At 69.1% G+C, this 26,301-nt stretch carries 27 protein-coding genes, 1 tRNA gene and 2 pseudogenes; 9 read left to right on the forward strand and 21 right to left on the reverse strand.

Going from position 1 to position 26,301, the window contains the following annotated elements:
- The 4 genes and pseudogenes from ASF71_RS24950 to ASF71_RS06205 form a co-directional block, all read right to left on the reverse strand.
- Nucleotides 1–374, reverse strand: a 374-nt coding sequence (locus ASF71_RS24950) for an NAD(P)/FAD-dependent oxidoreductase (protein ID WP_235514175.1), incomplete at both ends; no start/stop codon positions are given.
- 1 nt (nucleotide 375) lies between these two features.
- A pseudogene (locus tag ASF71_RS24955) lies at nucleotides 376–1,001 on the reverse strand (NAD(P)/FAD-dependent oxidoreductase); the annotation flags it as partial.
- A gap of 38 nt (nucleotides 1,002–1,039) precedes the next feature.
- Nucleotides 1,040–1,172: pseudogene (locus ASF71_RS22380) on the reverse strand (FAD-binding protein); the annotation flags it as partial.
- A 107-nt stretch (nucleotides 1,173–1,279) separates the two neighbouring features.
- A tRNA-Gln gene (locus tag ASF71_RS06205) sits at nucleotides 1,280–1,353 on the reverse strand.
- A 295-nt stretch (nucleotides 1,354–1,648) separates the two neighbouring features.
- On the opposite strand from ASF71_RS06205, the gene ASF71_RS06210 reads away from it, so the two are divergent.
- Nucleotides 1,649–3,358 carry a 30S ribosomal protein S1 gene (locus ASF71_RS06210; RefSeq protein WP_056296711.1) on the forward strand — a complete coding sequence of 570 codons (1,710 nt, stop codon included), beginning with the start codon at nucleotides 1,649–1,651 and terminating at the stop codon, nucleotides 3,356–3,358.
- 151 nt (nucleotides 3,359–3,509) lie between these two features.
- Here ASF71_RS06210 and ASF71_RS06215 read toward each other — a convergent pair whose 3' ends face one another.
- The 6 genes from ASF71_RS06215 to ppgK form a co-directional block, all read right to left on the reverse strand.
- Entirely contained in the window at nucleotides 3,510–4,118 is a 609-nt protein-coding gene (locus ASF71_RS06215) for a thymidine kinase (protein ID WP_056296714.1), read from the reverse strand.
- 6 nt (nucleotides 4,119–4,124) lie between these two features.
- Entirely contained in the window at nucleotides 4,125–5,132 is a 1,008-nt protein-coding gene (locus ASF71_RS06220) for an NAD-dependent epimerase/dehydratase family protein (RefSeq protein ID WP_056296716.1), read from the reverse strand.
- Between the two features lie 64 nt (nucleotides 5,133–5,196).
- Nucleotides 5,197–5,415 carry a 50S ribosomal protein L31 gene (gene rpmE, locus ASF71_RS06225; protein ID WP_029483090.1) on the reverse strand — a complete coding sequence of 73 codons (219 nt, stop codon included), beginning with the start codon at nucleotides 5,413–5,415 and terminating at the stop codon, nucleotides 5,197–5,199.
- A 77-nt stretch (nucleotides 5,416–5,492) separates the two neighbouring features.
- Nucleotides 5,493–6,653: an amidohydrolase family protein gene (locus tag ASF71_RS06230; protein WP_056296720.1), complete on the reverse strand. Its 1,161-nt coding sequence runs from the start codon at nucleotides 6,651–6,653 to the stop codon at nucleotides 5,493–5,495.
- 51 nt (nucleotides 6,654–6,704) lie between these two features.
- Complete coding sequence (locus ASF71_RS06235) at nucleotides 6,705–7,439, reverse strand: sporulation protein (RefSeq protein ID WP_056296722.1); 735 nt, start codon at nucleotides 7,437–7,439, stop codon at nucleotides 6,705–6,707.
- Between the two features lie 47 nt (nucleotides 7,440–7,486).
- Nucleotides 7,487–8,242, reverse strand: coding sequence for a polyphosphate--glucose phosphotransferase (ppgK, locus tag ASF71_RS06240; RefSeq protein ID WP_056296724.1), 756 nt, complete (start codon nucleotides 8,240–8,242; stop codon nucleotides 7,487–7,489).
- Between the two features lie 140 nt (nucleotides 8,243–8,382).
- Here ppgK and ASF71_RS06245 point away from each other — a divergent pair, with 140 nt between their 5' ends.
- A complete protein-coding gene (locus ASF71_RS06245; RefSeq protein ID WP_056296727.1) occupies nucleotides 8,383–9,111 on the forward strand; it encodes an SDR family oxidoreductase in 729 nt (242 codons plus the stop codon).
- A gap of 57 nt (nucleotides 9,112–9,168) precedes the next feature.
- Here the strand turns inward: ASF71_RS06245 and ASF71_RS06250 are convergent, their stop codons facing one another.
- From ASF71_RS06250 to tatA, 4 genes are all read right to left on the reverse strand, one after another.
- On the reverse strand, nucleotides 9,169–10,092 hold the full coding sequence (locus ASF71_RS06250) for a ferritin-like domain-containing protein (protein WP_056296731.1): 924 nt from the start codon (nucleotides 10,090–10,092) through the stop codon (nucleotides 9,169–9,171).
- Nucleotides 10,093–10,389: 297 nt separating this feature from the next.
- Nucleotides 10,390–11,082, reverse strand: a complete 693-nt coding sequence (locus ASF71_RS06255; RefSeq protein ID WP_056296734.1) for an anti-sigma factor domain-containing protein — start codon at nucleotides 11,080–11,082, stop codon at nucleotides 10,390–10,392.
- Nucleotides 11,083–11,088: 6 nt separating this feature from the next.
- Nucleotides 11,089–11,697, reverse strand: coding sequence for an RNA polymerase sigma factor (locus ASF71_RS06260; protein ID WP_056296739.1), 609 nt, complete (start codon nucleotides 11,695–11,697; stop codon nucleotides 11,089–11,091).
- Between the two features lie 79 nt (nucleotides 11,698–11,776).
- Nucleotides 11,777–12,040, reverse strand: coding sequence for a twin-arginine translocase TatA/TatE family subunit (tatA, locus tag ASF71_RS06265; RefSeq protein ID WP_056296742.1), 264 nt, complete (start codon nucleotides 12,038–12,040; stop codon nucleotides 11,777–11,779).
- 390 nt (nucleotides 12,041–12,430) lie between these two features.
- Here tatA and ASF71_RS06270 point away from each other — a divergent pair, with 390 nt between their 5' ends.
- The 6 genes from ASF71_RS06270 to ASF71_RS06295 all read left to right on the forward strand — a co-directional run bounded on the left by ASF71_RS06270 (nucleotide 12,431) and on the right by ASF71_RS06295 (nucleotide 18,500).
- Nucleotides 12,431–12,670 carry a twin-arginine translocase TatA/TatE family subunit gene (locus ASF71_RS06270; protein WP_056296745.1) on the forward strand — a complete coding sequence of 80 codons (240 nt, stop codon included), beginning with the start codon at nucleotides 12,431–12,433 and terminating at the stop codon, nucleotides 12,668–12,670.
- A 13-nt stretch (nucleotides 12,671–12,683) separates the two neighbouring features.
- Nucleotides 12,684–13,481: a twin-arginine translocase subunit TatC gene (gene tatC, locus ASF71_RS06275; protein ID WP_056296749.1), complete on the forward strand. Its 798-nt coding sequence runs from the start codon at nucleotides 12,684–12,686 to the stop codon at nucleotides 13,479–13,481.
- A 136-nt stretch (nucleotides 13,482–13,617) separates the two neighbouring features.
- On the forward strand, nucleotides 13,618–14,553 hold the full coding sequence (locus ASF71_RS06280) for a prolipoprotein diacylglyceryl transferase (RefSeq protein ID WP_056296753.1): 936 nt from the start codon (nucleotides 13,618–13,620) through the stop codon (nucleotides 14,551–14,553).
- Nucleotides 14,554–14,664: 111 nt separating this feature from the next.
- Nucleotides 14,665–16,119, forward strand: coding sequence for a bifunctional UDP-N-acetylglucosamine diphosphorylase/glucosamine-1-phosphate N-acetyltransferase GlmU (glmU, locus tag ASF71_RS06285; protein WP_056296756.1), 1,455 nt, complete (start codon nucleotides 14,665–14,667; stop codon nucleotides 16,117–16,119).
- A gap of 85 nt (nucleotides 16,120–16,204) precedes the next feature.
- The gene (locus ASF71_RS06290; protein ID WP_056296759.1) at nucleotides 16,205–17,092 is read left to right on the forward strand and encodes a UbiA family prenyltransferase; all 888 of its coding nucleotides are present in this window, start codon (nucleotides 16,205–16,207) and stop codon (nucleotides 17,090–17,092) included.
- A 55-nt stretch (nucleotides 17,093–17,147) separates the two neighbouring features.
- Nucleotides 17,148–18,500, forward strand: coding sequence for an NAD(P)/FAD-dependent oxidoreductase (locus ASF71_RS06295; RefSeq protein ID WP_056296762.1), 1,353 nt, complete (start codon nucleotides 17,148–17,150; stop codon nucleotides 18,498–18,500).
- A 12-nt stretch (nucleotides 18,501–18,512) separates the two neighbouring features.
- Here the strand turns inward: ASF71_RS06295 and ASF71_RS06300 are convergent, their stop codons facing one another.
- The 7 genes from ASF71_RS06300 to ASF71_RS06330 form a co-directional block, all read right to left on the reverse strand.
- Entirely contained in the window at nucleotides 18,513–19,166 is a 654-nt protein-coding gene (locus tag ASF71_RS06300) for a hypothetical protein (RefSeq protein WP_056296765.1), read from the reverse strand.
- A 58-nt stretch (nucleotides 19,167–19,224) separates the two neighbouring features.
- A complete protein-coding gene (locus tag ASF71_RS06305) occupies nucleotides 19,225–21,000 on the reverse strand; it encodes a S8 family serine peptidase (RefSeq protein WP_056296768.1) in 1,776 nt (591 codons plus the stop codon).
- Nucleotides 21,001–21,253: 253 nt separating this feature from the next.
- A complete protein-coding gene (pruA, locus tag ASF71_RS06310) occupies nucleotides 21,254–22,825 on the reverse strand; it encodes an L-glutamate gamma-semialdehyde dehydrogenase (protein ID WP_056296770.1) in 1,572 nt (523 codons plus the stop codon).
- A gap of 43 nt (nucleotides 22,826–22,868) precedes the next feature.
- Nucleotides 22,869–23,801, reverse strand: a complete 933-nt coding sequence (locus ASF71_RS06315) for a proline dehydrogenase family protein (protein WP_056296772.1) — start codon at nucleotides 23,799–23,801, stop codon at nucleotides 22,869–22,871.
- Nucleotides 23,794–24,450 (reverse strand): GntR family transcriptional regulator, encoded by a 657-nt coding sequence (locus tag ASF71_RS06320; protein WP_056296775.1) that lies wholly within the window; start codon nucleotides 24,448–24,450, stop codon nucleotides 23,794–23,796. Before ASF71_RS06320 ends, ASF71_RS06315 begins: the two co-directional genes overlap by 8 nt.
- 58 nt (nucleotides 24,451–24,508) lie before the next feature.
- Nucleotides 24,509–24,982 carry an MgtC/SapB family protein gene (locus tag ASF71_RS06325; RefSeq protein WP_056296778.1) on the reverse strand — a complete coding sequence of 158 codons (474 nt, stop codon included), beginning with the start codon at nucleotides 24,980–24,982 and terminating at the stop codon, nucleotides 24,509–24,511.
- A gap of 30 nt (nucleotides 24,983–25,012) precedes the next feature.
- Nucleotides 25,013–25,414, reverse strand: coding sequence for a hypothetical protein (locus ASF71_RS06330; protein ID WP_056296781.1), 402 nt, complete (start codon nucleotides 25,412–25,414; stop codon nucleotides 25,013–25,015).
- A gap of 122 nt (nucleotides 25,415–25,536) precedes the next feature.
- On the opposite strand from ASF71_RS06330, the gene recO reads away from it, so the two are divergent.
- Nucleotides 25,537–26,274, forward strand: coding sequence for a DNA repair protein RecO (recO, locus tag ASF71_RS06335; protein WP_056296784.1), 738 nt, complete (start codon nucleotides 25,537–25,539; stop codon nucleotides 26,272–26,274).
- The last annotated feature ends 27 nt before the right edge of the window (nucleotides 26,275–26,301 follow it).

The following is a 26,301-nucleotide window of genomic DNA, read 5'->3' on the forward strand; positions in this document are numbered from 1 at the left end:
CCCACGCTCGTGGCGAGCTGGCGGTACACGTAGTCGCTCACGTCGCCGGCCGCGAACAGCATCGGCACGCTCGTGTAGATCTCCTCGGTGACTTCCACGTAGCCGTCCTCACGCAGCGCCACGGCGCCTTTCACGAAGTCGGTGTTGGGAATGTGCCCGATGAAGATGAACACGCCGTCAGTGGGCATATCGTGGACCTCGCCGGTCTTGAGGTTCTTCAGGCGCACGCCGTTGACGTTGTCCTCGCCCTTGATCTCCTCGACCGCYGTGTCCCAGATGAACTTCATCTTGGGGTGCGCGAAGGCGCGGGCCTGGGCCACCTTGTTGGCCCGCAGGCTGTCGCGGCGGTGGATCAGCGTGACCTCGTCGGCGAANGTGTCCCAGATGAACTTCATCTTGGGGTGCGCGAAGGCGCGGGCCTGGGCCACCTTGTTGGCCCGCAGGCTGTCGCGGCGGTGGATCAGCGTGACCTCGTCGGCGAACTTGGTCAGGAACAGACCCTCTTCCACGGCCGCGTCGCCGCCGCCCACCACGACCACTTTCTTGCCGCGGTAGAAGAAACCGTCGCAGGTGGCGCAGGTGCTCACGCCGCGCCCCCAGAACTCTTCCTCACCAGGCACGTTCAGGCGCTTGGGGTTGGCGCCGGTCGCCAGGATCACGCTCTTGGCGCGGTACTCGCCGCCGTACCCCGCCACCGTGAAGGGATAGGGGTGAGACGTGGGGTCGTGGCGGATGCCCTGCACCTCATCCATCTCGATCTTCGCGCCGAACTTCTCGGCCTGCTGCTGCATGCGCTGCGCGAGTTCCATGCCCGGAATCGGGTCGGGAAAGCCGGGGTAGTTCTCGACCTCCTCGGTCTGGGCGATCTGGCCGCCGGGCAGCCCCTTTTCCAGAATGACGGTCGAGAGGTTGGCGCGGCCCGTGTAGATGGCCGCCGTCAGGCCGGCGGGACCGCCACCGATGATGACGACGTCATAGTCCTGGGCAGGGGGACTGGTCATGCCACGAGCGTACCACCGGTCACATTACCTGACCGTCNGGCCGCCGGGCAGCCCCTTTTCCAGAATGACGGTCGAGAGGTTGGCGCGGCCCGTGTAGATGGCCGCCGTCAGGCCGGCGGGACCGCCACCGATGATGACGACGTCATAGTCCTGGGCAGGGGTACTGGTCATGCCACGAGCGTACCACCGGTCACATTACCTGACCGTCAGCTCCGCACAGTTTACTTTTTAAAGTAGTAGCATCAAAAAAGAGCCTCACCCGGAAGTGAGGCCCTCTGTGGTTGGGGTACTAGGACTCGAACCTAGATTGACGGTGTCAGAGACCGGCGTCCTGCCATTGGACGATACCCCAGCGAACTGCATCTGGCAAGCCTCTTTGGAGGAGGCAGGGGGGAGTATAGCCAGCCATCCGCTCGGCGTCAATACACCCCGGGGGAAGCGGTCCAGGCCGCACAAAGTCCGGAGTCGCTGGACCCCGTTCACAACGCTAAGTTTTGCGGTTGTCCCTTTGTCGTCAGTTTGGTATAATCAGGCGTTGCCGCGCCGTATGCCCTATGCCGGAGTCACTTCAGGCAGAAGCAGCGGGCAGGTATCAGGAAGGCGGACGTAGACCGGCAAGGACTGCGCGCCAGGAGGAACAGGAGTTCATGGAAGACAACACTCAGACCCCCGCCCAGCAAGGCGGGACTCAGCCCCAGGCGGGCGTGACCCCCAGCAGCGTTCCCCAGATCGAGGAGCGCGAATACCCAGCCATGACCATGGAGGACATCCTCGCCAGTGAGGCGCAGGAACCCCAGAGTGTCAGCCGCGGCGATATCGTGGACGGCACCATCGTCTTCATCGGCCAGGACGGCATCGCCGTGGACATCGGCGCGAAGGTCGAGGGCGTCATTCCCCTCAACCAGCTGGGCGAGGAAAGCGTGTCGCTGGAGCAGGCCCAGGCCGAGTACAAGCAGGGCGACAAGATCGAAGCCTATGTCGTCCGCGTGGACCTCGCCAACAACCAGATCGTGCTGAGCAAGAAGCGCGCCGATCAGGACAAGGGCTGGCGCGTCCTCGAGAAGATGCAGGAGGCCGACGAGGCCTTCGAAGTCGAGGTGCTGGAGAAGGTCCGCGGGGGTCTGGTCGCGCAGGTCGAGGGCATCCGCGCCTTCCTGCCCGCCTCGCAGGTCGACACGCGCCGCGTGAACGACCTCGATCCCTTCGTCGGCAACCCGCTGATGGTCAAGCTCATCGAGCTCAACCGCAAGCGCAACCGCGTGATCATCAGCCACCGCGCCATCATGGAAGCCGAGAAGGCTAAGGCCCGTGAAGCGACGGTCGGCCAGCTGAACTCGGGCGCCGTGTTCGAGGGCGAAGTCGTCGAGATCACCGATTTCGGCGTGTTCGTGAACCTGGGCGGCATCGACGGTCTGGTGCACCGCAGCGAGCTGACCTACGGCCGCTTCAACCACCCCCGCGACGTGGTCAAGGTGGGCGACAAGGTTCAGGTCCAGGTCATTGACGTGGACGAGGGCCGCGAGCGCATCAACCTGTCGATGAAGGCCCTGACCCAGGACCCCTGGGAAGGTGCCACCGAGCGCTACCACATCGGCCAGAAGGTCAACGGCAAGATCACCAACCTCACCAACTTCGGCGCCTTCGTGGAGCTGGAGTCGGGCCTCGAAGGCTTGGTGCACGTCAGCGAGATGAGCTGGACCAAGCGCGTGCGTCATCCCAACGAAGTCATGAAGGAAGGCGACGAGGTCGAAGCCGTCATCTTGCGGATCGACCCCAAGGACCGGCGCATCAGCCTCGGGATTCGTCAGACCACGGACGATCCCTGGAGCGCCCTGCCTGACCGCTACCCGCCCGGCACGCCCGTCAAGGGCAAGATCACCGGTATGACCGACTTCGGCGTGTTCATGGAGATCGAAGAGGGCATCGAGGGCCTGATTCACATCAGCGAACTCGACACCCAGCGCGTGAACAACCCGGCCGACCTGTTCAAGAAGGGCGACGAGATCGAAGCCGTCATCCTGAACATCGACCCCGTCGAGCAGCGCGCCAGCCTGAGCCGTCGCCGCTTCCTGACCGGGGGCGCCGTGCCCGCGCAGGGCGGAGCCCGCGACTACGTCAGCCAGGGCGGCGGCAGCCGCAGCGACCGCTACAGCAGCGGTGGCCAGGGCGGCGGACGCAGCGGTGGTCGTGGCGGCCGTGGTGGCGGCGCCGACTACAACTACAACGCCAAGGACGCCCAGCAGGGCGGCAAGATCAGCACGAAGCTGGGCGACGTGTACGCCGACCTCTTCGCGCAGTTCGGTCTGAGCAACGACAAGAAAGACGATGTCAAGACCGAAGGCGAAACGAACGAGTAAGTTCGTCCAGCCCTAAGAGAAACCGCCTCCTGATGGGGGCGGTTTTTCTGTGGCGTGTAGCCGCTGTGCTGCTCAGAGAGACGATCTCCCAGCTTCAGGACTCGCCGCTGCCCCATCCCACAGGCAGCAGCGACAACAGACCGCTTCCCTCTCAGCGGCGCACAGCGTGATGCACCCTACAGCGGGCCTCGTAACTCTCCTGTGCCCCGACTAGAACCACGGGGTCGTCGTAGCGTGCGGGCTGGCCGCCGATCAGGCGCTGCGAGCGCGTGGCCGGCGCGCCGCAGACCGTGCAGATGGCCGTGAGTTTCTCGGCGCTCTCAGCGCGGGCCAACAGTTCGGGCATCATGCCGAAGGGTTCGGCGCGGAAGTCGAGGTCGAGTCCAGCCACGATGACCCGCACCCCCGCGTTGGCGAGGTCGAGCACGAGCGGGACGAGGTCGGCCCCGAAAAACTGCGCCTCGTCGATGCCCACCACGTCCACCGCCTCGACCGGCGCGGTGAGCAGGGCGTCCTCACCCGTCAGGTGCGCGCGGATGGCCTGCACGTCGGGCACGGCCAGCGCCTCGGCCGTGCGCCCGGCGTGGCTGGCGACATGCGAGACGTGATAGCGGTCGTCGAGCGCAGGCTTAAAGACGGCCACCCGCTGCCGCGCGATGACGGCGCGGGTCACGCGGCGGATGAGTTCCTCGCTCTTACCGCTGAACATCGGGCCGACGATCACCTCGACATGACCGCCAGAATAGGGAGACTTGAGCACGCAAGATTATGGCAGGCCGAAGCCCTGGTGCTCGTCGGCAGCGGCGTCCAGGTACGCCAGAAGTTCGCTCTCTCGCGCTGCGGGCAGCAGAGGAGCCAGACCAGCAGTCCGGCTCCATGCCCGGGTGTCCTCGGCGGTAACGGCGGGATCGGTCAGGGTCAGGCCCGCTGCGAGGGCCGCCGTGTGGTCCACGTTCATCAGGCCGCTCTGGGCCGAGCCGCGCGGAAGGAACACGGGAAACTCGTGCGGAGCGGCGCCCACGGCCTGTAATTCGGACAAACTGGCCCAGCGTACCTCTCGCACTCCGAGCAGGCGCAGGAACTCGGCCCAGGTCAGACGTGGCCCCGACACGTTGAAGACACCGGGACGCCGCGCCTCGGTCAGCCAGACCGTCAGGCGAGCCAGGTCGCGGGCATCAATCACCTGCAGGAAGTCCTGACCGTCGCCGGGAACGAGGACGGGCCCCTCCCCTTCCCCGGCCCGCGCTGCACGGTCCGGCCAGTAGGGGTAGCGCCGCGTGTAATCGTCCGGCCCCGCCACGATCTGCGGGCGCAGGATGGTGGACGCGTCCGGAAAAGCTGCCTGCACCAACGCTTCGCAGGCGACCTTGAGGGGGCCGTAGGTCTCCGAGGTGACGGCGGCGGCCTCGTCCGAGCAGGCGGGGAGCAGCGGATCACTCTCGCGGACCACCTCCCGGTCCTGCTCGGCGTAGACGCTGACGGTGCTGATGAACACGTAGTGGTCCACCCGGGCGCGCAACGCCGCGGTACTGGCACGCACCTGCCGTGGCTGGTAGCCGCTCACGTCCACGCAGGCGTCCCAGCGGCGCCCGGCCAGGGCCTCCAGGCCGCCGCCGGGGGCGTCGCGGTCCCCTGTCAGGTGCTTGACCCCGGCCGGAAGGTCGGCCGCCGTCTGGCCCCGCGTCAGGACCGTAACCCGGTGCCCCGCCGCCACGAAGGCCTCCACGATATGCCGCCCCACGAACCGGGTGCCGCCGAGAATCAGGATGTCCACGGCGCCACCCTATCCAAAAAAACCGCCCCACCTCGCGGGCAGGGCGGTAAAGGCCGGAAGAGCCTTACTTCTTCTTGGTGCGGTAGCTGTCGCCGAAGCGCTTGTTGAACTTGTCCACGCGGCCTTCGGTATCCAGGAAGCGCTCTTCGCCGGTCCAGAAGGGATGCACGCCGCTCCAGACGTCGACGTGGATTTCGGGGCGGGTGCTCATGGTCTCCATGATGACCTTGCCCTGGTAGATGATCTTGGTGGGAACCGCTTTGGGGTGGATGTCCTTTTTCATGCTGTGCCTCCTCCGTCACGTCGGGGTGGCCCTGGGGGCCGCTCGCGGGGTGCGTGACGGGCAACCCTAGCAGTGTATCACCACACGTACCCCTCGTGCCAGTCCTCGCCCCGCCGGATGAACGGCGCGCGGGTGCCCAGAGCCCGGTGCCCCCCCTTGACTGCCGCCCGGACGATCACGCGGGGGTCGAGGCCGGGATACAGCGTGCGCGCGAAGGCGACCTCGTCCCGCACGTCCAGGGTCTCGCCGCTGGCGACCGAGTCGGTGCCCAGCGCGATCTCTACACCGGCCGCCGCGAAGGCCGTCCAGGGAAAGGTTCCGCATTCCAGGTTGGCGTTGCTGCGCGGGCAGGTCACGGCGGCGCAACCCGCGCGGGCGATGCGGGCGATGTCGTCCGGCGTCACGTTGGCGAGATGGACCAGGGTAGGCCGTGCCGCCAGGACCCCCAGCTCGTCGAGGTACCGCACCGGGGTCAGGTCCGGCTCCGGCACGCGGCCGATCACCTCGGCGAAGGTGGGCGGGTACAGAGGGGCAAAACGGTTCTCCCAGATGGGGCCGCCTCCGCTGGCGAACAGCTCCAGTTCGGCGGGATGCTCGGCCACGTGCATCTGGGTGGGCAGGCCCTCGCCCGCGGCGTAGTCCATGACGAGCCGCATGAGGCGCGAACTGAGGTTGAAGGGCGTATGCGGCGAGAGGCCCACGCGCAGGCCGCCGGGCCGCTCCCGCCGCCGCCAGCCCTTGACCTGCTCACGCATCACCCGGAAACGCTCATCGGCTTGCTCCGGCACCGGCCCCAGCACCTCGAAGTACAGGGTGCCCGTGAGGTCGTCCCGGTCCAGCAGCGCGTCCATGACTTCCGGGGACCACACGATGTCGCCCACGCCGCCGGTGCCCAGGCGCGTCAGCGTGTCGGCTCCGGCGAGGGCAGCGGCCCGCCCCCGGCGCTCCCGGCCGGCGATGACGACCTCAGGAATCCAGCGGAAGTAGGGCAGCGCCGCGAAGTCGTAGGCGCTCATGTCGAGGTGCGTGTGCGCGTTGACAGGCGGCGGGGCGATGACGCCGCCCACGTGTTCCTCTGTGGCCTGCGGGTAGTTGGCGCGCAGGGTGTCGGGGTGCCCGGTCGCGGCCACCACGCCGCCTGACACCACAACCGCGCCCGGCGACTGCGCGCCCCCCAGCCCGGTATACAGCAGGTCGCAGGTCAGCAGTCGGGGCGGCGCGGCGGGAGAAGCAGTCATGGCCGGAATGCTAGAGCACCCAGCCCCGGGTCGGCTCCCCGTACTCCCACGTCAGCTCAGGGCGCGCACCCGGTCCTGCAGCTCACGGGCCACGGCGCCCGATCCCTGGCGCAGCAACGCGGCGGGCACGAACCAGCGGCCCTTGTGCTCGACCTCGCTCGTGAAGAGGCTCGCCACGCCGGTCGCGCGGCGGTCCACCTCCAGCAGCAGTTCCAGGCCGCCCGGCGCCGGGAAGAAGGCCAGCTCCAGCTCGGTCAGGCAGTACTGCCCGGCAGGAGGCCGGAAGCTGAGCTCCTGCACCACGCCGCCGTAGCGGTACTCGGTCTCGCTGTGGTGCAGGCGGAACCCGAGGTCCTGCGCCGCCTGGATGACCGTTTCCATGTCCTCACTGGGCCGGATCCACACGCCGTCGGTATCGCCGGGGTCCGCCGCGCCCACGACGTCGGCGTCCGTGACGAGCCACACCTCCGAGCCCGGCAGACTCAGGGGCGTGCCGTGCGGCACTGGCAGCTCGAAGGGAAACTCGCGCGTCTCGCCGGGGCGGATGGTGAAGCCCGGAACCACCGGCTGCGAGAACAGCGTGTGGGTGATGGTGCTGTCGTCGCTGCGGTAGCGCGTCGCCAGCCCCAGGTTGACGCGCTCGATGCGCTGCTCGACCCGGCCACCTTGCACGGCGACCACGCCCGAGAGGGACTCGCCCACGCGCGCCTCGGGGCGGCTCAGGCGGGTATCCACGCGCGCCGCGCCGATGCCGACGGCGGCCATCATCTTTCCGAGAAATCCCATACGCCCTCAGGTACGCCCCGGAAAGGCGCGGGGTTCCCGGCCGCGGCCTAGCTGTGGCCCGACAGGCGGTGCTCGGCGATCATGGCGGCCCCGACGATCCCCGCCTCGTTTTGCAGGGCGGCAGCGACCAGCTTGCTGCGCGCAGGAACGATCAGGTCCTGCCACTTGTCGGCCTTCTTGCTGACGCCGCCGCCGATGATGAACAGGTCCGGCGAGAGCAGCAGTTCGAGGTGTTCGATATAGGTCGCCACGCGCTTGGCCCACTGCTTCCAGTTCAGGTCGTCGCGCTCGCGGGCGCGGTCGGACGCCCAGGTCTCGGCGTGCTTGTCGCGCAGCCACAGGTGGCCGAACTCGGTGTTGGGCACGAGAACGCCGTCGTGGATCAGGGCGCTGCCGATGCCGGTCCCGAAGGTCAGCACGAGCACCGTTCCCTTCACGTCCGCGCCGGCCCCAAACCGGGCCTCGGCCAGCCCGGCGGCGTCGGCGTCGTTGATGAGGGTCACGTCGCGGCCCGTGGCACGGGTGAACAGGGCGTCGGCGTCCAGCCCGATCCAGTCCTTGTCCACGTTGGCCGCGCTCAGGGTCTTGCCGTGCTGCACGATGCCCGGAAAGGTGACGCCCACGGGGCCGCTGTGTCCGAAGTGCTTCACGAGCTGCGCCACGACAGCCTGCACGTCGTCGGGTTTCGCGCCCTCGGGGGTGGGGATCCGGTGACGCCCGGCCACCAGCTTGCCGGTCGCCGTGTCCACGGGCGCGCCCTTGATACCACTGCCGCCGATGTCGATGCCCAGAATCACGCTCATATGCCCTACAGCGTACTGTGGCACGCGCCCGAAATGTTCGCGCCGGACGCGCTGGGAACAGGACTGGGCGGACAGATGAAGACCCCTGCCCTCCCCTGTCCCGCGCCCCGGCCCTGTGCCAATGCTCTAGCCTGCGCCCCATGACCCTCTTCAGACTGGACGGCAGGCGGGCGCTCGTGACGGGCGGCAGCAAGGGCATCGGGCTGGCGGCGGCGCACCACCTCGCGCGGCTGGGGGCCCAGGTGACGGTCGCGGCGCGCGGCGAGGAGGCCCTGCGCGCGGCCGCCGAGGCCATCGGCGCACGCTGGGTCGTGGCCGACGTGGGCACGCCCGAGGGGGTGCGCGCCGCCGTGGAGGCCGCCGGGGACGTGGATATCCTGGTGAGCAACGCGGGCGGGCCGCCCCAGTCGCTGCCTAGCGCGGTCACGGAGGAGGCCTGGGCCCAGGGTTTCGAGACCACCTTCCTGAGCACCGCACGCCTCGCCGGGGCCGTACTGCCAGGGATGCGCGAGCGGCGTTGGGGACGGATCATCGCCGTGACCAGTCTGACAGTAGAGCGCCCCACACTGATGCTGCCGGTGAGCAACGCCCTGCGCGCCGCCGTGACCAACCATCTCAAGACGCTGGCCCTGGAGGTGGCCGCAGACGGCGTGACCTGTAATACCGTTGCGCCGGGCTACACCGCCACCGCGCGTCTTCAGGCCCTGCACCGCGATCCCGCGCAGGCCGAAGCCCTGATGGAGCGTATTCCGGCCCGTCGCTTCGGGGAACCGGGCGAGGTGGCGGCGGCGGTGGCCTTTCTGGCGACCCAGGAAGCCGCATACATCACCGGACAGGAACTGCTGGTGGACGGCGGCTGGGGCATCTAACTACGGAAAACCCGCCGCCACCGGTGAAGGAGGCAGGCGGGTCCGGGGTTCAGAGGCTCAGACTAGGCCGCTGAAGTCCCCGTTGAGGCCGTTGGGGAAGAAGCCGCCCTTGCTGGCATTTGCTCCCAGGTAGACGATGTTCAGGACTTCGCGGGGGCTGCGGCCGTAGGCCACGCTGTTGGCGTCGGCCACCACGATGTTGGCCTTGCCGTTCTTGGTGAGGCCTTCGTCCTTGCCGCCGCCGACTGCCGCGCGCAGGTCACTGATCTTCTGGATGAGCTGCTCGACGGTCACGCCGTAGGGGGTCACAGCGTCCTTCTGGGCGTACAGCAGGGTGCGGATCTCACCGGCGTGATAGGCCTCGACTGCCAGGATGCCGGCTGCCGAATCCAGGATGCCACCTTCGCTGTAGTCCACGATTAGGCGCGCGGCGCCCTTGTAGGCGGTGACGCCCACGTCTTCGAAGATGAAGGCGCCATGCAGGAAGAACAGGTCGTTGAGGTAGGGGTTGAACGAGGGGCTGAGGGTCGCGCCCGCCGCCGCGTTGGCCGCCGCCGCAAAGGCCGGGCCGATGTCGATCACGGGGCGATCGACAGCGGCACTGCCGAGCTTGGCGCGCAGGGCTTTGACGTGGTTCAGCTCGTCGTCGGCGATCTCCTGGGCGTACTGGGCGACCGCCGGGTTGGTGAAGGCGATGCTGGTGGTACCGTCGAAGCCGCTGGGCAGGATGATCGCGGCGCTGCCACCAATCGCCTTGAGTTCGTTGATGCGGCCCACGGCGGCGAGGTAGAAGGCCGCTTCGAGGTACTCCAGGTTCAGGGCGAAGTTACCGATCTTGGCGTCGTAGTTCGGCTTGACCGGCTCGACGGCGCCCACATTGGTGCAGCCGGCGAGGACGGCGCCGGCGCCCATGAGGCCGGCCATACCGAGGAACTTGCGGCGGGTGCTGTTGCCAGCGGGGTTGTTGGTGTCGTTGCTCATGTGAGACCCTCCTGAAGTTGAGGTCGGAACGTAGAGAAAGAGGCGAGGGGGAAGAACCGTCGGGAACCGCAGAAGGCTGCACCAGAGCGGCGCCGCCCTACAGGACGGCTCCAGCACAACGGCTTCTTGCCTTCACCATGACGATATGCCGCCGCGCGGGAATTGGATCACCGGTCACCGAGAATGAACCTTGAATGAAGCGCGTCCGGCCGCCTGCCGTTTTCCAAAGAAGCGGCCCCACCGCGACGTTCGTGTCCGGTGGGGCTCTCTTAGCAGAGGTCCAGAAAGATCGGCGGCTTAGAGGGCCTGCACGAACAGCGGCGTGGTGGTCGGCTGGGGGCTGCCCCCCGGCGGCTCGACGCTGACGGCCACACTCGCGCCCCGGGGCAGCGAGGCCGTGAACACTTCCTGCCCGAAGACCCCCAGCGAGACGGGCGCTCCCCCCTGGATCTGCCAGAGCTGATAGGTACGGCCCTCGGCAGGAGCCTGGGTCAGGCGCACGTACACGCGGCCGTCGGGCAGGCGAACCAGATTGCCCAGCGGCGCTCCGGCCGCTCCCAGCACCCGCGACTCGGCCCCCGGGACGGCAGCGTAGCGTGCCAGGGCGTCGGCCGGAGGCCGCAGCCACAGCCCCACCCCCACCGCTGCGGCCAGAGACACAGCGGCCCACAGGGCCGTCAGAGACCGGGCCGGGCGCGCGGCGGGCGCAGCAGACGCAGTAGGCCGCGGTACAACCCGGTCTACAGGAGCGGCCGGGGCCAGGGCTGCCTCGGCGCGCAGGCGCTCCAGCAGACGCTCGTGGGCGCCCGGCGGAACCTGGGCGGCGCTGAGATCCAGCGTCTCGACAAGGGCCAGCAGGGCGTCCTGGTCGGCCTGAACGTCGGCGTACAGCGCCGGGTCGGCGTCGATCCGGGCCTGGACCTGCGCCGCCTCAGCGGGTGAAAGCTGGCCCAGCGCATAGGCCAGAAGTTGTTCACGGTCGGAGTTCATCAGCTTTCACCTCCTGTGGGGCGGGGTCGGGGGGGGCGGAGGGGGGTCCTGGGCCGCGCGGCCACCCAGAACGGCGCGCATCTGGTCGAGGGCGGCGCGCAGACGCGACTTGACTGTCCCCAGGGGCAGGCCCGTGATCTGGGCGAGTTCCGAGTGCGAATAGCCGCGGTAGTACGCCAGTTCGACGAGCTGGCGCTGCCGGTCCTCCAAACCGTCCACCGCGCGCCCGGCCAGCAGGCGGTCGGTGGGGTCGGGAGCGCTGCTCGGCGCGTCCCAGTCGGCAATTTCCAGCTCGGTGACAGGGCGGTCGCGCAGCTCCTGCAAAAAGCGGTTGTGGGCGATGCTCACGAGCCAGGTCTTGGCTTTGGCACGGGAAGGGTCAAAGCGGGCCGCATGTTTCCACGCATTCATGAAAGCGTCCTGCACACAGCTCTCGACGTCGTCCCGCTGCTGGAGCATCCGGTGGCCCAGGGCATAGAGCAGCCGGGCATGTCGCCGGTGCAGTTCGCTCAGGGCGTCCTCGTCCCGCTGGGCCATACGCGCGATGAGGACTTCATCGGTGGGATCCGGAGTTAAAGATTCCGGCCGGGCAGAGGCGGAGCGGGGGTCGGTCATAGGCTGGGGGCAGCCTAACAGGGGCGGCCTCCCGCTGCCTATCGGCCGTGTTCACCCGGCGTCCATCTGCGAGCGGGCCTCAGGGACGGCGCTGGGCTGGTGTTCCCTCAGGAACCAGATCGGCGACCGGCGCCACCACGGAGAGGGATGAAACTGCTGGCGTCGGGGCCGGTGCCGCTTGCCCTTCCGTGCGCAGGTCATCGCTCAGCTGACTCGTATGCCGGCGGAATTCCCGCAGCGTGCTGCCCAGCGTCTTTCCGAGCTCGGGCAGTTTGCGTGGGCCGAAGACGACCAGCGCCACGACCAGGATCAACAGGATTTCGGGCATTCCCAGGTTGGGCATAAGCGGATACCTCCTCTGTAGAGAACGTCGGGGTGTTCGGGAACGCGGCGCCCGTCTCCGGGGTCACGTCTGACCAGCTATATGCAGGAGTCGGGCCGGTTGGATCACCGGTCGTTCATTCCCTCGCTGTTGCCCGGGCGCCGGACGCCCGAGCGTGAAGGTTTACGCAGGCCCGCCGACTGATCCGGGCGGCCGCCAGCCGCATATCCGTGGTCAGAGGCAACCCGGCGTTGCCCAGGGTCTTGCCGGTGCCGCCCGGCGTCTTTCCCTGCTTCTCCTTCTCTCCTCCCCCTCTTCACACTCGCGCGCTACGCTGCGGCGCATAGTGGCGCACAGGCACCGAGGGTGCCGCGTCTCTTCCCACTCCGCATTCCAGCCTGGAGGCTTGCCATGTCACTCGGACCACTCGAAATCATCCTGATCCTCGCCGTCGTCGCCCTGATCTTCGGGGCCAAGAAACTCCCCGAACTCGGCAAGGGCGTGGGTCAGGGTATCCGCGAATTCAAGCGTGAGGTCCGCCCCGGCGATCAGGGCAAGGACGCCGTCCCCCTGACCGACGTGAAGGTCACGCCGCTCGACCCGGCCGGCCGGCCCGCCGAAACCGTCACCGAGCGCGACCACCGCGCCTGAGCCGGGAGTCGACATGGCCATGCCCTCGACCCCAGGCCCCACCCGCACGGCCGGCGACCTCAAAAGTGCGCCGCTGTTCGATCACCTTGACGAGCTGAGAAAGCGGCTGATCATCAGTCTGGTCTTTCTGGCCATCGGCATGGTGGTGGCCTTTCAGTACCGCGTGCAGCTCATTGAACTGATCAAGGTCCCGCTCACGTATTCCGAGCTGTACCGCGAAGGCAAGGTCGAACTCGTCACGCTGCGCCTCGCCGGGCAGCTCCTGATCAGCTTCAGCCTCGCGTTCTGGGCGGGCCTCGCGCTGGCGCTGCCCTTCATCGTGTGGCAGGTGTGGGGCTTCATCGCGCCGGGCCTGTATCCGCACGAGCGGCGCTGGGGCCTGCCCTTCATCCTGGGTGTGGGCTTTTCGTTCGCGGGCGGCGTGCTGTTCGGGTACAAGCTCGTGCTGCCCACCATGATCCCCTTCCTGATCGAGTTCCTGGCCGGCACCGTCACGCAGATGCAGGACCTTCAGGAGTACATCGGGACCGTCACGACCTTCCTGATCGCCTTCGGGGTGGCCTTCGAGCTCCCGATCCTGGCGGTCGTGCTGACCCGCATCGGGATCGTGAACCATACGATGCTGCGTAAAGGCTGGCGCATCGCCCTCGTGGCGATCATGGTCGCGGCGGCCGTCATCACGCCGACGCCCGATCCCGGCAACATGCTGCTCGTGGCCGTGCCCCTGTACGTGCTGTACGAACTGAGCGTGATCCTCTCGCGGGTCTTCCGGGTCGTTCCGGCCGCCGAACAGGCGATTCTGGAACCCTGACGTCCGCGCGCCCCCTGCCCCCCACCGCGGGGGGCTTTTTTTGCCGCCCAGCGCGGCGTGCGCGGTGATTTGAGCAGGGCAGCGCGCCGACAGCGTTACTCGAAGCTCCGCACTGGCCTACACTGGGCGGCGACTTATGAACCCAGTCTTCCTGAACATCGGCGGCTTTACGATCGCCTGGTATGGCCTGCTCATCATGCTGGGGGTGGTGGCGGGCATCGCGGTCGGGACCCGGCTGGCCCGGCAGCGCGGCCTGAACGTCGACCTGTTCGAGCGCATGATCCTGTGGATGCTGTTCTGGGGCATCGTGGGGGCGCGCATCGTATTCGTGGCGACCTCTTGGCAGCTCTTCGAGAACGTGCCCTTTCCGCGCGTGCTGCTGGACATCGTGAACCTGCGTGCTGGGGGCATCTCAATTCACGGCGGGCTGATCGGCGGCATCCTGACCATCGTCTACTTCGCGCGCAAGTACAAGTTCAACTTCTTCCAGTACGCCGACCTGTGCGTGCCGGGCGTCGCCTTCGGGATCATCGGCGGGCGCATCGGCAACATCATGAACGGCACCGACACGGTCGGTCGCGTGACGAACTGGCCCATCGGCTACCACTGGCCTGCCAGCGCCCGCGCCTTTCACGACGGCATGTGCGTCCCCAACCCGAACATCGACATGGACCTCTCGCAGTACTGCCAGCAGGTCGGCGGGCAGCTCGTGATGACGGCGCCCGTGCACTTCACGCAGATGTACGGCGTCATCATCGGAATCATCCTGAGCGTCGCGTCGTACTTCTGGCTGCGCTCGCGCATCCCAGGCTGGGCCTTCTGGCAGTTCTGGCTGTGGTACAGCATTCTGCGCGCCGGCTGGGAGGAGACCTTCCGCCTCAACCCGCTGACCGTCAAGAGCTACCTGAGCCAGGGCCTGAACGCCCCCGGTATCGGGCTGTGGACCGACACCCAGATCATCAGCGTGCCGCTCGTGTTGCTGTGCCTGTACATGCTGTGGCGCCTGCGCCGCGCGCCCCGCCCGGCCGCGCCGCAGGTGGCCGTCACCGTGGACCCGCCCACCACACCCTGAACCTCGCCCCGCACCGCGGCCCGCCTCCCCACCGGAGCGGGCCGCGTTCTCATGTGCCAGGAGAACTGTCCCGGGGGCGGCTGGCTTAGACTGGGGCCAAAGGTGAATTTGATGACACAGACCGACCGTCCACTGGACGTACTGATTCTCGCCGCTGGACAGGGCACCCGCATGAAGTCGGGCCTGCCCAAAGTGCTGCACCCTGTCGCCGGTCGCCCGATGGTCGCCTGGGCAGTGAAGGCGGCCCAGGACCTCGGCGCGCGGCGCGTGGTCGTCGTGACCGGCCACGGGGCCGAGGCCGTCGAGGCCGCCCTCCAGGCGCCCGGCGTGGCCTTCGCGCGGCAGGAAAAACAGCGCGGCACCGGCGACGCCTTCCTGAGTGGGGCAGCGGCGCTGGAGGGCACCGAGCAGGAGAGCGCCGAGATTCTGGTGCTATACGGCGACACCCCCATGCTGCGCGTCGAGACCCTGCGTGACCTGCTGGCCGACCACCACGCGCGCGGCAGCGCCATAACGGTCCTGACCGGCGAACTGCCCGACGCCACGGGATACGGCCGCATCGTGCGCGGCGCGGGCGGCGACGTGGAGGGCATCGTCGAGCAGAAGGACGCAAACGAGGCGCAGCGGCGGATCGGGGAGTTCAACAGCGGGGTGTACGTGTTCGATGCCCAGGCGCCTCGGCTGGCGCGCCAGATCGGCAACGACAACGCCTCGGGCGAGTATTACCTTACCGACCTGCTGGGGCTGTACCGTGCGGCGGGGGCTCCGGTGCGCGCCTTCAAGCTGGCCGACGCGGGCGAGGTCGAGGGCGCCAACGACCGCGTCGGCCTCGCCGCTCTGGAAACGGCGATGGGCCGGCGCATCGTCGAGCGCCACATGCGCGCGGGCGTGACCGTGCAGCGGCCCGACACGGTGGTCATCGAAGACACGGTGGAACTCGGGCAGGACGTGACCCTGGAACCCGGCGTGATCCTGCGCGGCCAGACCCGTGTGGCACCGGGCGTGACGGTCGGGGCCTACAGCGTCCTGACCGACTCCGTGCTGGAGGTGGGCGTGACGGTCAAGGCCCACAGCGTGCTGGAGGGCGCGCAGGTCGGGCGCGGGAGCGACGTGGGGCCCTTCGCGCGGCTGCGTCCCGGCACGGTGCTGGGTGAGGGCGTACACATCGGCAACTTCGTGGAGACGAAAAACGCCGTGCTGGCCCAGGGCGTTAAGGCCGGGCACCTCGCCTACCTGGGAGACGTGGAGATCGGCGACGAGACGAACGTGGGCGCGGGGACCATCATCGCCAATTTCGACGGCGTGAACAAGCACCGCACGCGAGTCGGGGCGGGCGTGTTCATCGGCAGCAACTCGACCCTGATCGCCCCGCGGGTGGTGGGCGACGCGGCCTTCATCGCGGCCGGCAGCGCCGTGCACGCCGACGTGCCCGAGGGTGCGATGGCCGTCGCGCGCGGCAAGCAGCGCACCCTGGAAGGCTGGTCGCGCCGCTACTGGGGCGGCCTGCGCGAAGGCGTCGAGCGCAAGCTGCCCTGGCTGGCCGGGTGGCTGAACAGAGGAGGCTAGAAGACGGGCAAGGCCAGGCTCCGCAGGGACAGCGGCCCGACCCCCCACGGCCTACAATGCCGGGCGGCCACCGCCCCCCCACCCCATGTCCACCCGCCGCCCGACCTCTGCCCGCCTGCCGCTGACCCGACTTCTGGTCGTGTCGCGGCCGGCCCTGTGGGTGAACACGGTGGGCACACTGGTCACGGGGGTGTGGCTCACGGGGCGGCTCTACAGCCTGGACGCGGGACTGGTCGCGCTGCTGCTGTACCTCACCCTGCCCTTCAACCTGCTGATCTACGGCCTAAACGACCTCTCCGACCGCGAGGAGGACGCCCGGTCGAGCCGCAAGGGGAGCTGGCAGGGCGCGCGCCTGACCCCTGGCGAGGGTGGGCCGCTGCTGCGCGCCACCCTGGCCTGGAACCTGCCGGCGCTGGGACTGCTGGCCATCCTGCTGCCCCCGGCGGCGACGGGGGTGCTGCTGCTCTCGGCCGGGCTGTTCGCGGCGTACAGCCTGCCGCCGCTGCGCCTCAAGGGACGGCCCTTTCTGGACGGCCTGAGCAACGTGGCCTACGCTCTGCCTCTCGCCCTGCCCGCCCTGGCGCTGGGCGAGCGCGTGCCCTGGGCGCCTCTCCTCGCCCTTATGAGCTACTCGGTGGGCAAGCACGCCTTCGACGCCGCGCAGGACAGTCCCGCCGACCGGCTGGCCGGCACGCGCACGGTGGCGACTGCCCTGGGCACGCGCGGTACGGCCCTGTACGCCCTGGGCTGGTTCGCGCTGGCGGGCGCGCTGCTGTGGCCCGTCTCGCGCCTCAGTGCCCTGGCGCTGTGGGGCGTCTGCGGCGGCATGGCACTGGCACTGGCGCGCCGACCCAGCCCCGAGCAGGCCGCGCGGCTCTACCCCCTGAGCATCGTCACCCCCTGGATCGTGGGCACGGTGGCGGGCGTGGGACTGGTGTACCTCCTCGCGCGCGGCGAGTGGCGCGGGCTGTGAGGCGACCTGCCGGCGGGCCGCGGACGACCCTGGGCACGACCCGGGAAGCTCCAGGATGACGCCACGCAGCGCCGGCATTCTGGGGGGCGGCGTGGCCGGGCTGACCCTGGCGGCGCTGCTGGCCGCGCGGGGCTGGCAGGTCACGGTCTACGAACGCGACCTGCCCGGCGGCAAGCTGCGGCGCCTGGAGGTCGGCGGCCTGAGCTTCGACACCGGCCCGAGCCTGTTCACCTTCCCGGAGGTGTGGAGCGCGGTTCTGGCGCGGCTGGGCGAACCCGATCCGCTCAACCTGCGCCCGCTCCCCGGGGGCCTGGGCGTACACCACACGCCCCACGGTGCGGTGCCGTTGCCGGTCCCCCCGGATCATCCGCTTCACGGCGAGTGGACGCGCTACGTCGCCGCCGCTGCGCCGCTGCGGCCCCACCTGACGCGTCTGCTCACCACGCCGCCGCGCCTGCGCGACCCGGCCTTCCGGCGAGCGAGCGCGGCACTATTCGGTGTGACAGGCGGCCACCTGACGGCCGAGGGCTGGCTGCGCGCCCAGCACTTTCCGCCTGCGCTGGCGCACGCCCTGCGCACCCACGCGCTGAACGCCGGACTGCCGCCCCAGGACGCCCCGGCACTGTACGCCCTGATTCCGGCGCTGGTGGGCGCGGAGGTGCTGCGGCCGGCCGGAGGGATGGGAGCGCTCCTCGGCAACCTGCTCGACTTTGCGCGCGCGCGCGGCGTGGGGGTACGCGGGCAGGCGGAGGTCGTCGCCTTGAGCGGACAGACCCTCCGGCTGGCCGGCGGAGAGACGGCGCGGCACGACCTTCTCGTCAGCGCCCTGGACCCGGCGCGGCTCGCGGCGTTGCGGGGCCGGCCCGCCCCCTCTCCCCCGGCGCGGCGCACGGTGGCGGGCGTGGCGCTGTACGCGGCTCTTCCCCGCCCCGCCCCGTTGCCGGCGACCTCGGTGCTGCCGCCGAGCCGTTTTTCCACCTTCCGGGCCGCCATGCGCGCGGGAGCGCTGCCGCCCGACACGCTGGCCCTGGTTCACGCCGAGGGGCACCGGATCGCCGTGCTGTTGACCGCGCCGGCCACCGGACAGGCCTACGGCCCGGATCACCCCTGGGTACGGACCCAAATCGCGCGGGTCGAGCGTACCCTGGGCGTGCCCGGCCTGCTCGCCTCGGCTCTGGAGGTGCGGGTCCTGCCGCCCTCGCACTACGCGGCGGGGGGGCATCCGGGCGGCGCGATCTACGGCGCGGCCCTGGCCCCCTGGCGCGGCGGGCCGCTGCACCCACAGCCCTACCGCTTGCGGCCGGGGCTCTGGCAGGTGGGGACGGGGGTGCATCCGGGCGGGGGGCTGCCGGCCGTGCTGGGCGGGGCCCTCATCGTAGACGGATTGCTGCGGGAGTCGGGGAATTGAGAGGGCTGATCCTCAACCGCCCGGCGACTGAGGCAGGTGCTCCAGAATCAGCAGGGCGTCGCTGAGGGACTGGGCCTCGTCAGCATCCGTCGCAGCAAGACAGGCCTCTTCCAGCCAGCCCATCAGCTCGGCGCGGGACCACTCGGGGGGGCAGGGGGCCGTTAGCAGCACTCCGGCCAAAGCCAATGCCCCTTGGGGATGCGCCCGCCAGAGGGCCAGCAACTCGGAACGCGTGACCCCGAACGGCTCCAGGGTAGTCCAATCCAAGTACATCCGTGCCCACAATATGAATCCTGGCACCATGTCCCCCCAGTAGGCCAGGGCAAAGGCGTGCAGGGCGGCCCGCTGGGCTTCCGAGAGGGGAAAGCCCTGCTCGTGGGCGTACTTCAGCCGCCACGCGACCGGCTCCGGCTCGGTCTCCCAGGGCGGCAGCAGTTCCAGCAGGCGCGGCAGGAAATACCGGAAATCCTCCCAGGTGCCGACGTGGTCTATAGCATCGAACAGGTACGACCGCATCAGCCCCGGCGACAGTTCACGGAGTGGAACGCTCAGCAGTTGCCGTACCTCGCCTGGCTGGAGTTCGTAGGGCTGGTGGCGGATATGCGTAGGCCGGGGCACACTGGCGAAGGCGGCATACAAGTCTTCCACAGCCTGCACCAGCGTCATGGGTCCAGCATAACGAAGGCCCCCAGCACAGAAGCCGGGGGCCAGTCGAGAGGAAGCCTTACTGCCCCGTGAGCGCCTTGAGCGGGTTGACCAGCCCGTAGCCGAAGTTGTTGTCCTTGCCTGCCGCGCCCAGGTCCCTGGCCGTGCTCGTCAGCAGGTTCAGGAGCTGTGCATTGGTCAGACCCGGCTTGGCGGCCCATACCACAGCGGCGGCGGCACTGACATGCGGGGTCGCCATGCTGGTGCCGTCGAAGTACTCGTAGTCGGCGGTCGTCACAGCGGCGGTGCCCGTGGCCGGCAGCTTGGCGAGCAGGCCCTGGCCGTCACTCTGGGTCAGGCCAACCACCGGCACGGCGTAGCTGTTGGTCAGGGTCATGCCCAGGCTGCCGGCGGCGTTGTTGTAGACCATGACGGCCCTGGCCCCGCTGGCGACCGCGTTGGCGACCTTTTCCTCGAAGGAGCAGGTGCCGCGCGCCACCAGAGCGATGTTGCCCGAGAGCGCCGAGTTACGGGTGCTCGTTCCGCAAAACTGGTTGGCGCCCGCCGTGCCGGTGCCGTCGCCCGCCTTAACCACATTGCCCGTGAAGCTGGACTTGCCGCTCAGGTCGGCGGCCTGCACATCTCCGAAGGTCACGCCGGCACCCGAGGCCGAGGCGCGGGTGCCCTGGCCCAGCGGCACGCTGCTCAGGACATGCACGCCCGGCCCGACGAGGTCCACCTGCGAGCCGAAGTTCGAGAAGTCGGCCCTGGCCTCGGCGTCGTCGATGGCGCCCACGCCCACCACGTTGGTGTAGGCGGCGGGGTACGACACGGCGGCGCCGTCGTTGCCGGTCGCGGCGATGATCAACGCGCCCTTGTTGTAGGCGGCCGTGTAGGCACGCTGCTCGGTCTGGCTGACGCTGCCGCCGCCCAGCGACAGACTGATGACCACCTTGCTCTCGGTGCCGCCCTGACTCTTGAGCTGCGCGGCGCACCAGTTCACGCCGTTGATGATGCCGCTGCTGCTGCCCGAGCCGTCGTTGCCCAACACGCGCGCCATGTACAGGTTCACGCCGGGCGCCGCGCCACCCACGCCGTTGGCGTCCTCGCCCGCCTGGAGGCCGCTGGCGCCGGTGCCCGAACCGTACTGAGCGAAGATGGTCCCCGAGACATGCGTGCCGTGGTGCGACACGTCGTTGAGCTGGTAAGGGTCGCCCCGCCCGGTCTCGCTCGTGACGAAGTTGCGGAAGCCCTTGAGCTTGCGCGCGAACTCCGGGTGGTTGCCGTCGATGCCGGTGTCGCCCACGCACACTGCCACGCCCGCCCCCGTGTAACCGCTGGCGCGCAGGGTGGGCACCTTGAGCGCCGCGTCGCCCCAGGTCGTCTCGCCGCTGGCCGTGTAGACCGGCGTGGCCTGGGCGCTGATGCCCTGGGCACTCAGGCCGCTGCGGGCAGGCTGCGCGTCGCTGACGCCGCTGCGCAGCCCCATCGCCGTGCGCTTGAGGTCCGGCTCGACATACTCGACCGACGGGTCGGCGCGCAGCCTGGCCAGGGCCTCCGGCGACAGGCGCACGGCCGCCGCGCCGATGTCGGCCCACTGGCTCGTCAGGGTGCCCCCGGCAACAGAGATGGCCTGCGCCTGCACGGCCGCCTGGGCGCTCAGGTCCTGCGCATTCACCCCCTGGGCGCTCAGGCTGCCTTCCTTGAAGCCCACGAGGTAGGCGTCGGCGGCCACCGCCTGATCGCCCGAGGGCTGGGCTGCGCCGGCGGGCGCCGTCACGCTCTGCTGTCCGCAGGCAGCCAGGGAGAGGATCAGGGTCGCGGCGAGCAGCAGTCTGGAATGGGAACGCAGCATGAAAACCTCCGGGGAACAGGCCAAAAGGAGCGGGGCGTCCGGCCTCGTCTGCGGCCGGATGGTAGGAATGTTCAACGTCGATCTGGAACTTGCGCCGACTCTAGAGTCGGACTCACGACCCGCCGGTCACTTCTCTAGACAATTCTGGACTCGGTTCAGAAGAACAAGTGTTGTCCCATTGCGCCGGAGAGTTCCAACGAAAGGGCGGGCGGTCCCAAAGGACGCCGCCCGCCACCCTGCCCGCCGCCGCGCTTTACCAGCGCTCGGTCACGGTTTTGAGCTGCATGAAGTTGGCGAGGTAATCCGGGCCGCCCGCCTTGGAGTCGGTGCCGCTCATGTTGTAGCCGCCGAAAGGCTGCACGCCCACGATGGCCCCGGTAATCTTGCGGTTGAAGTACAGGTTCCCGACCTCGAACTCCTGCCGGGCCTGCTCCAGCCGTTCGCGGCGGCGGCTGCACACGCCGCCGGTCAGGCCGTATTCGGTCGAGTTGGCGATGTCCAGGGCGTCCTGCCAGTCCCTGGCGCGCAGCACGGTCACGACCGGCCCGAAGATCTCCTCCTGCGCCAGACGGGCGTCCCGCTTCACGTCGCCCACGATGGTCGGCTGGACATAGTAGCCGGGCTGGCCGCCGCACTCGCCGGGGGCCTGACCGCCCAACAGCACGGTGCCTTCCTGCGGCGCGAGGTCGAGGTACGACTTCACCTTGTCGAAGCTCATCTGGTTGACCACGGCGGTCACGTTGGCGTTCTCCTCGCCGGTGCCCATCTTCAGGGCGCGGGTCCGTTCGACGAAGCCGTTCACGACCGCGTCGTAGACCTCATCCACCACGATCAGGCGGCTCATGGCGCTGCACTTCTGGCCGTTGAAGCCGAAGGCGCCCTGCACGGCGGCCGTGACGGCGACGTCCAGATCGGCCGTTTCGTCGACGATCAATCCGTCCTTGCCGCCCAGTTCCAGAATGACCTTCTTGATCCACTTCTGGCCGGGCTGCACCTTGGCGGCCACCTCGTTGATGTGCAGGCCCACCGCGCGGCTGCCTGTAAAGGTGATGAAGCGCGTCTTGGCGTGCGTGGTCAGGAACTCGCCGACCTCCTTGCCCACGCCCGGCAGGAACTGCAGCACCCCGGCGGGCAGCCCGGCCTCATACATGATGTCGGTGACGAATCCGGCGATGAGGCCCGCGTCCTCGGCCGGCTTGGCGATCACGCAGTTGCCCGCGACGATGGGCGCGGCGAGCATCCCCAGGTAGATCGCGCAGGGAAAGTTCCACGGGCTGATGCTCACGCCGACGCCCAGCGGCAGGCTCATCAGGCCGTTTTCCTCGCCCTCGAACCAGGTGGTCTCACTGCTGCCGAAGCCCGCGTACTTCATGGCACTTCTAGCGTAGTACTCCAGGAAGTCGATGGCCTCGGCCACTTCCACGTCGGCCTCGGCGTAGTTCTTGCCGACCTCGATGCTCATCAGGGCGCAGGCTTCCAGACGGCGGCGCCCCAGGATCGCGGCCGCCTTGAGCAGGATGCGGGCGCGGGCGTCCATCTCCCACTTTTTCCAGCTCTCGAAGGCGGTCCAGGCACCGTCCAGGGCCTTCTGGGCGTCCTGGGTGGTGGCCTTGCCGGTCGTGCCCACGAGTTCGTCGGTGTTGCAGGGGTTGCGGCTCTCGATCTTGCCTGCGGTCTCCACGACCACGCCGTCGATGACGACCGGATAGTGCCTGCCGACCAGTTCGGCGCGCACTTTGGCCAGCGTGTCCTGATACGCCTTGACGTTCTCGGGCTGGGTGAAGTCGATGAAGCTCTGCGGGCGGTAGTCCTGAACTTTGATCATGGCAACCTCGGAAATCTGGATGGAAAGTGGTGTCGCGAGGGCATTAGCCCTTGAGCATGCCCTGAAGGACGAACAGCGCGTTGCTGGGGCGCTCGGCGATGCGGCGCGAGAAGTACGGGTACCAGTCGCGGCCGTAGGGCAGGTAGACGCGCACCCGGTAGCCATCCTTCACGAGCTGCTTTTGCAGGTCGCGCCGGATGCCGTACAGGAGCTGGAACTCGAAGCTATCCTTGCCGATGCCGTGGGCCAGCACGAAGCGCTTCACGTCCTCGATCAGGCGTTCGTCGTGGGTGGCGACGTTGGTGTACGCCCCACTCTTGAGGTGCTGGTACACGAGGCGGCGGTAGTTGGCGTCCACGTCGGCCTTGTCGGGGTATGCGACCGTCTCGGGTTCCAGGTACGCGCCCTTCACGAAGCGCAGGTTGGGCTTGAGGTCGTCCAGACCCTCGCGGTCCTTAAGGCTGCGGTACAGGTAGCTCTGGAGCACCGTGCCCACGTGCGCGCCGCCGAACTCGCCGGTCAGGGTGCGCAGCTGCGCCAGCGTCTGGTCCACGCGCGAGTGGTCTTCCATGTCCAGGCACACGAAGCCGCCGTACTCCTTGGCCTTCGTGATGATCCGGCGGGCGTTCCCCAGCCCCAGGTCCTCGCCGCCGTCGTCCTTGCCCTGGCCCACGCTGCTGAGCTTGATGCTCACGTAGGGCGTGATGCCCGCGCCCTGCATCGCCTCGATCACGCCCAGCACGTTGTCCGCAAAGCGGGTGCAGTCGGCGGCCGACTCGATGAACTCGCCGAGCAGGTCCATGTTCGACGAAATCCCGTCGGCCTGAAGGTCCTTCATGGCCTGCACGGCGCTGGGAATGTCCTCGCCGGCCACGAAGCGCTGGGCGACGGGCCACGCGCGGGCACGCAGCAGTTTTTCCACGCTGTCACGTTCGGCGACGGTCAGGATGGCCTTGCGGTAGAGCTGGTCAATCATGGTGTTCTCCAAGGTCGTGTAGGACGAGGGCGGCGAAGGTCCGGACATGCGCGCGCGCCAGCTCACGGGCTGCCGCCGCGTCGCGCTCCAGCACGGCGGCCAGCAGGGCGGCGTGCTGAGCGCCCGTACCGGGATGGGCGTTGTAGGTGCGGGTCTGGTGCTTGATGAGGGCCACGCGCTGTTCGAGGTCGCGCGCGAGGTCGGCCAGGGCCGCGTTGTGCGAGGCCTGCGTGATGGCGCGGTGAAAGGCCAGATCGAGCCGGGTCTGCTCGCGGTAGTCGCCGGGAATGGCCGCTTCCAGCGCCGCGAGCGCGCCCCGCAGCGCCAGGGCGTCGGCCGGGGTATGCGCGGCGGCGGCCAGGGCAGCGCCCAGTCCGTCGAGTTCCTCGCGCACCACGTAGGCGCCCTGGGCCTCGGCGGCGCTCACGCGGCGCACCCGCACGCCCTTGTTGGCCTCGGCCACCAGTAGTCCGTCCTGTGTCAGACGCATCAGCGCCTCACGGATGGGGGTACGCGACACCCCCAGGCGTTCGCACAGTTCGGCCTCGCCCAGCCGTTCGCCGGGCGCGATTTCTCCGTCCAGCACCGCGCGGCGTAGGTGATCGTACACCTCGTCCCGCACGAGTGTTGGACGTTCGAAAAGGGCCATGTGGATATTGTATACAATCGTCCGTAAGAACTCTATGGGGTATGCCCGGAGACGAGGGTTAGTCCTCGTCGGGGCTGGTGCGGCCAGTCAGGTGCGGCGCGAGGCGGCCCAGCGGCCACAGGGTAAAGACGAACAGCAGCGTGGCGCAGCTCGCCAGCAGGTACAGGTGCAGGCCGCAGGCCACACCCACAGCCGCCGTGGCGAGCAGGCTCGCGGCGGTGGTCAGTCCCCGGGCCTGCCCACCGCGCCCCGACGAGAAGATCGCACCAGCCCCCAGGAAGCTCACGCCGCTGACCACTGCGCTCAGGATCCCGATGAGGTCGAAGCGCACCTGCGGCACGCCGGCGCTGAAACGCTCCACGATCGCCTCGCCGAGCAGGACGAACAGCGCCGCACTGACCCCCACTAGGATGTGGGTCCGCAACCCGGCGCTGTGGCGGTGGCGCTCACGTTCCCACCCGATCACGCCGCTGAGCACGTACGCGGCGAGCACCCCCGGCAACAGCCGGAGCTCCGACAACAGACCGTCCATGCCCCAGGGTACGTCGGGACGGGAGCCGGGTTACTCGGCGTACACCGGTTCGATGGGAAAGATATGGTCGGCGAGGCGCTCAAGGCCCCGCGTGCCCGCCCGGCCCTGGCAGGGTCCGGTGGGGGTACACAGGGTCACGTAGCGGGTACGCCGGGCGGCGACGACCACGCGGTAGAGGCTGGCCTCGGAGCGGCTGCGGGTGTAGTGGCACAGGTCGCAGTGCAGAGCGTTCTTGCCCTTGGGGTCCAGCGGCGTGAACTCGGCGAGCTGGTCGCCGTGTACCAGGGCCAGGCGGCCGTCGGCCACGGGGTAGAGCCCCAGCGTGGGCGCGCCGCCCCCGGCGTCGGTTCCCCCGAAGATCTCGCGGTGGGTGTCGGGAAACAGTTCCCGCAGCAGGTCGCGGGCGCTGTGGGCCTTGGGGACGTCGCTCATGCGCGGCAGTGTACGCGCGCCGCCGGTACCCGAACGTGCCCTCTGGCACGCGGCGCATGACCCGCGCCGCCTAGAATGGACGGCGTGAACTCCCCGTCTTTCGCCCGCCGCCCGGCCCAGCCGTGAGGTCGCGCACCGCCAACCGCAGCGGCGTGGTCATCCGCCGCCGGGTGCTGCCGGCCGGGGACATCATCGTTACGCTGCTCACCCCCCAGGGCAAGCTCAAGGCGATCGCGCGCGGCGGGGTGCGCGGGCCGCTCTCCAGCCGCCTGAACCTCTTTCACCATGTGGGCGTGCAACTCTACCAGACGCCGCAGTCGGACCTCGCCACGGTCAAGCAGGCGGTGCTGGAAGGCGCGCTGCCCCGCCTGGCCGAGCCGGAGCGCTACGCCTTCGCGCACCTCATGGCCGAGTTCGCCGACGCCCTGTTCCAGGAGGGCGAATTCAGCGAGCAGGCCTTCGACCTGTTCGCTGGGGCGCTGCGCGGCGTGGCCTTCCAGCCGGACCCCGAGTGGGTCGCGCTCGTCATGAGCTACAAGCTGCTGGGGCTGGCAGGCATTGTGCCGCAGACCTTGCGCTGCGCCCGCTGCGGCGCCCCCAACCCCGCACATCCCGACCCCCTGGGCGGGCAACTGCTGTGCGGCGGCTGCGCGGCCCTGCCCCCCTACCCGCCCGAAGCCCTGGATTTCTTGCGGCAGGCCGTGCGGCGGAGCGTACGCGTCAGCATGGACAGCCCCGTGCCGGGCAGCCAGCGCCCCGCGCTATGGCGGGCGCTGGAGCGCTTCGTAACGGTGCAGGTGGGCGGCGTCCAGAGCTGGCGTCAGCTCGTGCCGACGGCGGACGTGGCGGTTCCGGCCTAGCCCGCACCCCGTCACTGGCCGGGCGCG

This window comes from Deinococcus sp. Leaf326, assembly GCF_001424185.1.
Taxonomy (GTDB): domain Bacteria; phylum Deinococcota; class Deinococci; order Deinococcales; family Deinococcaceae; genus Deinococcus.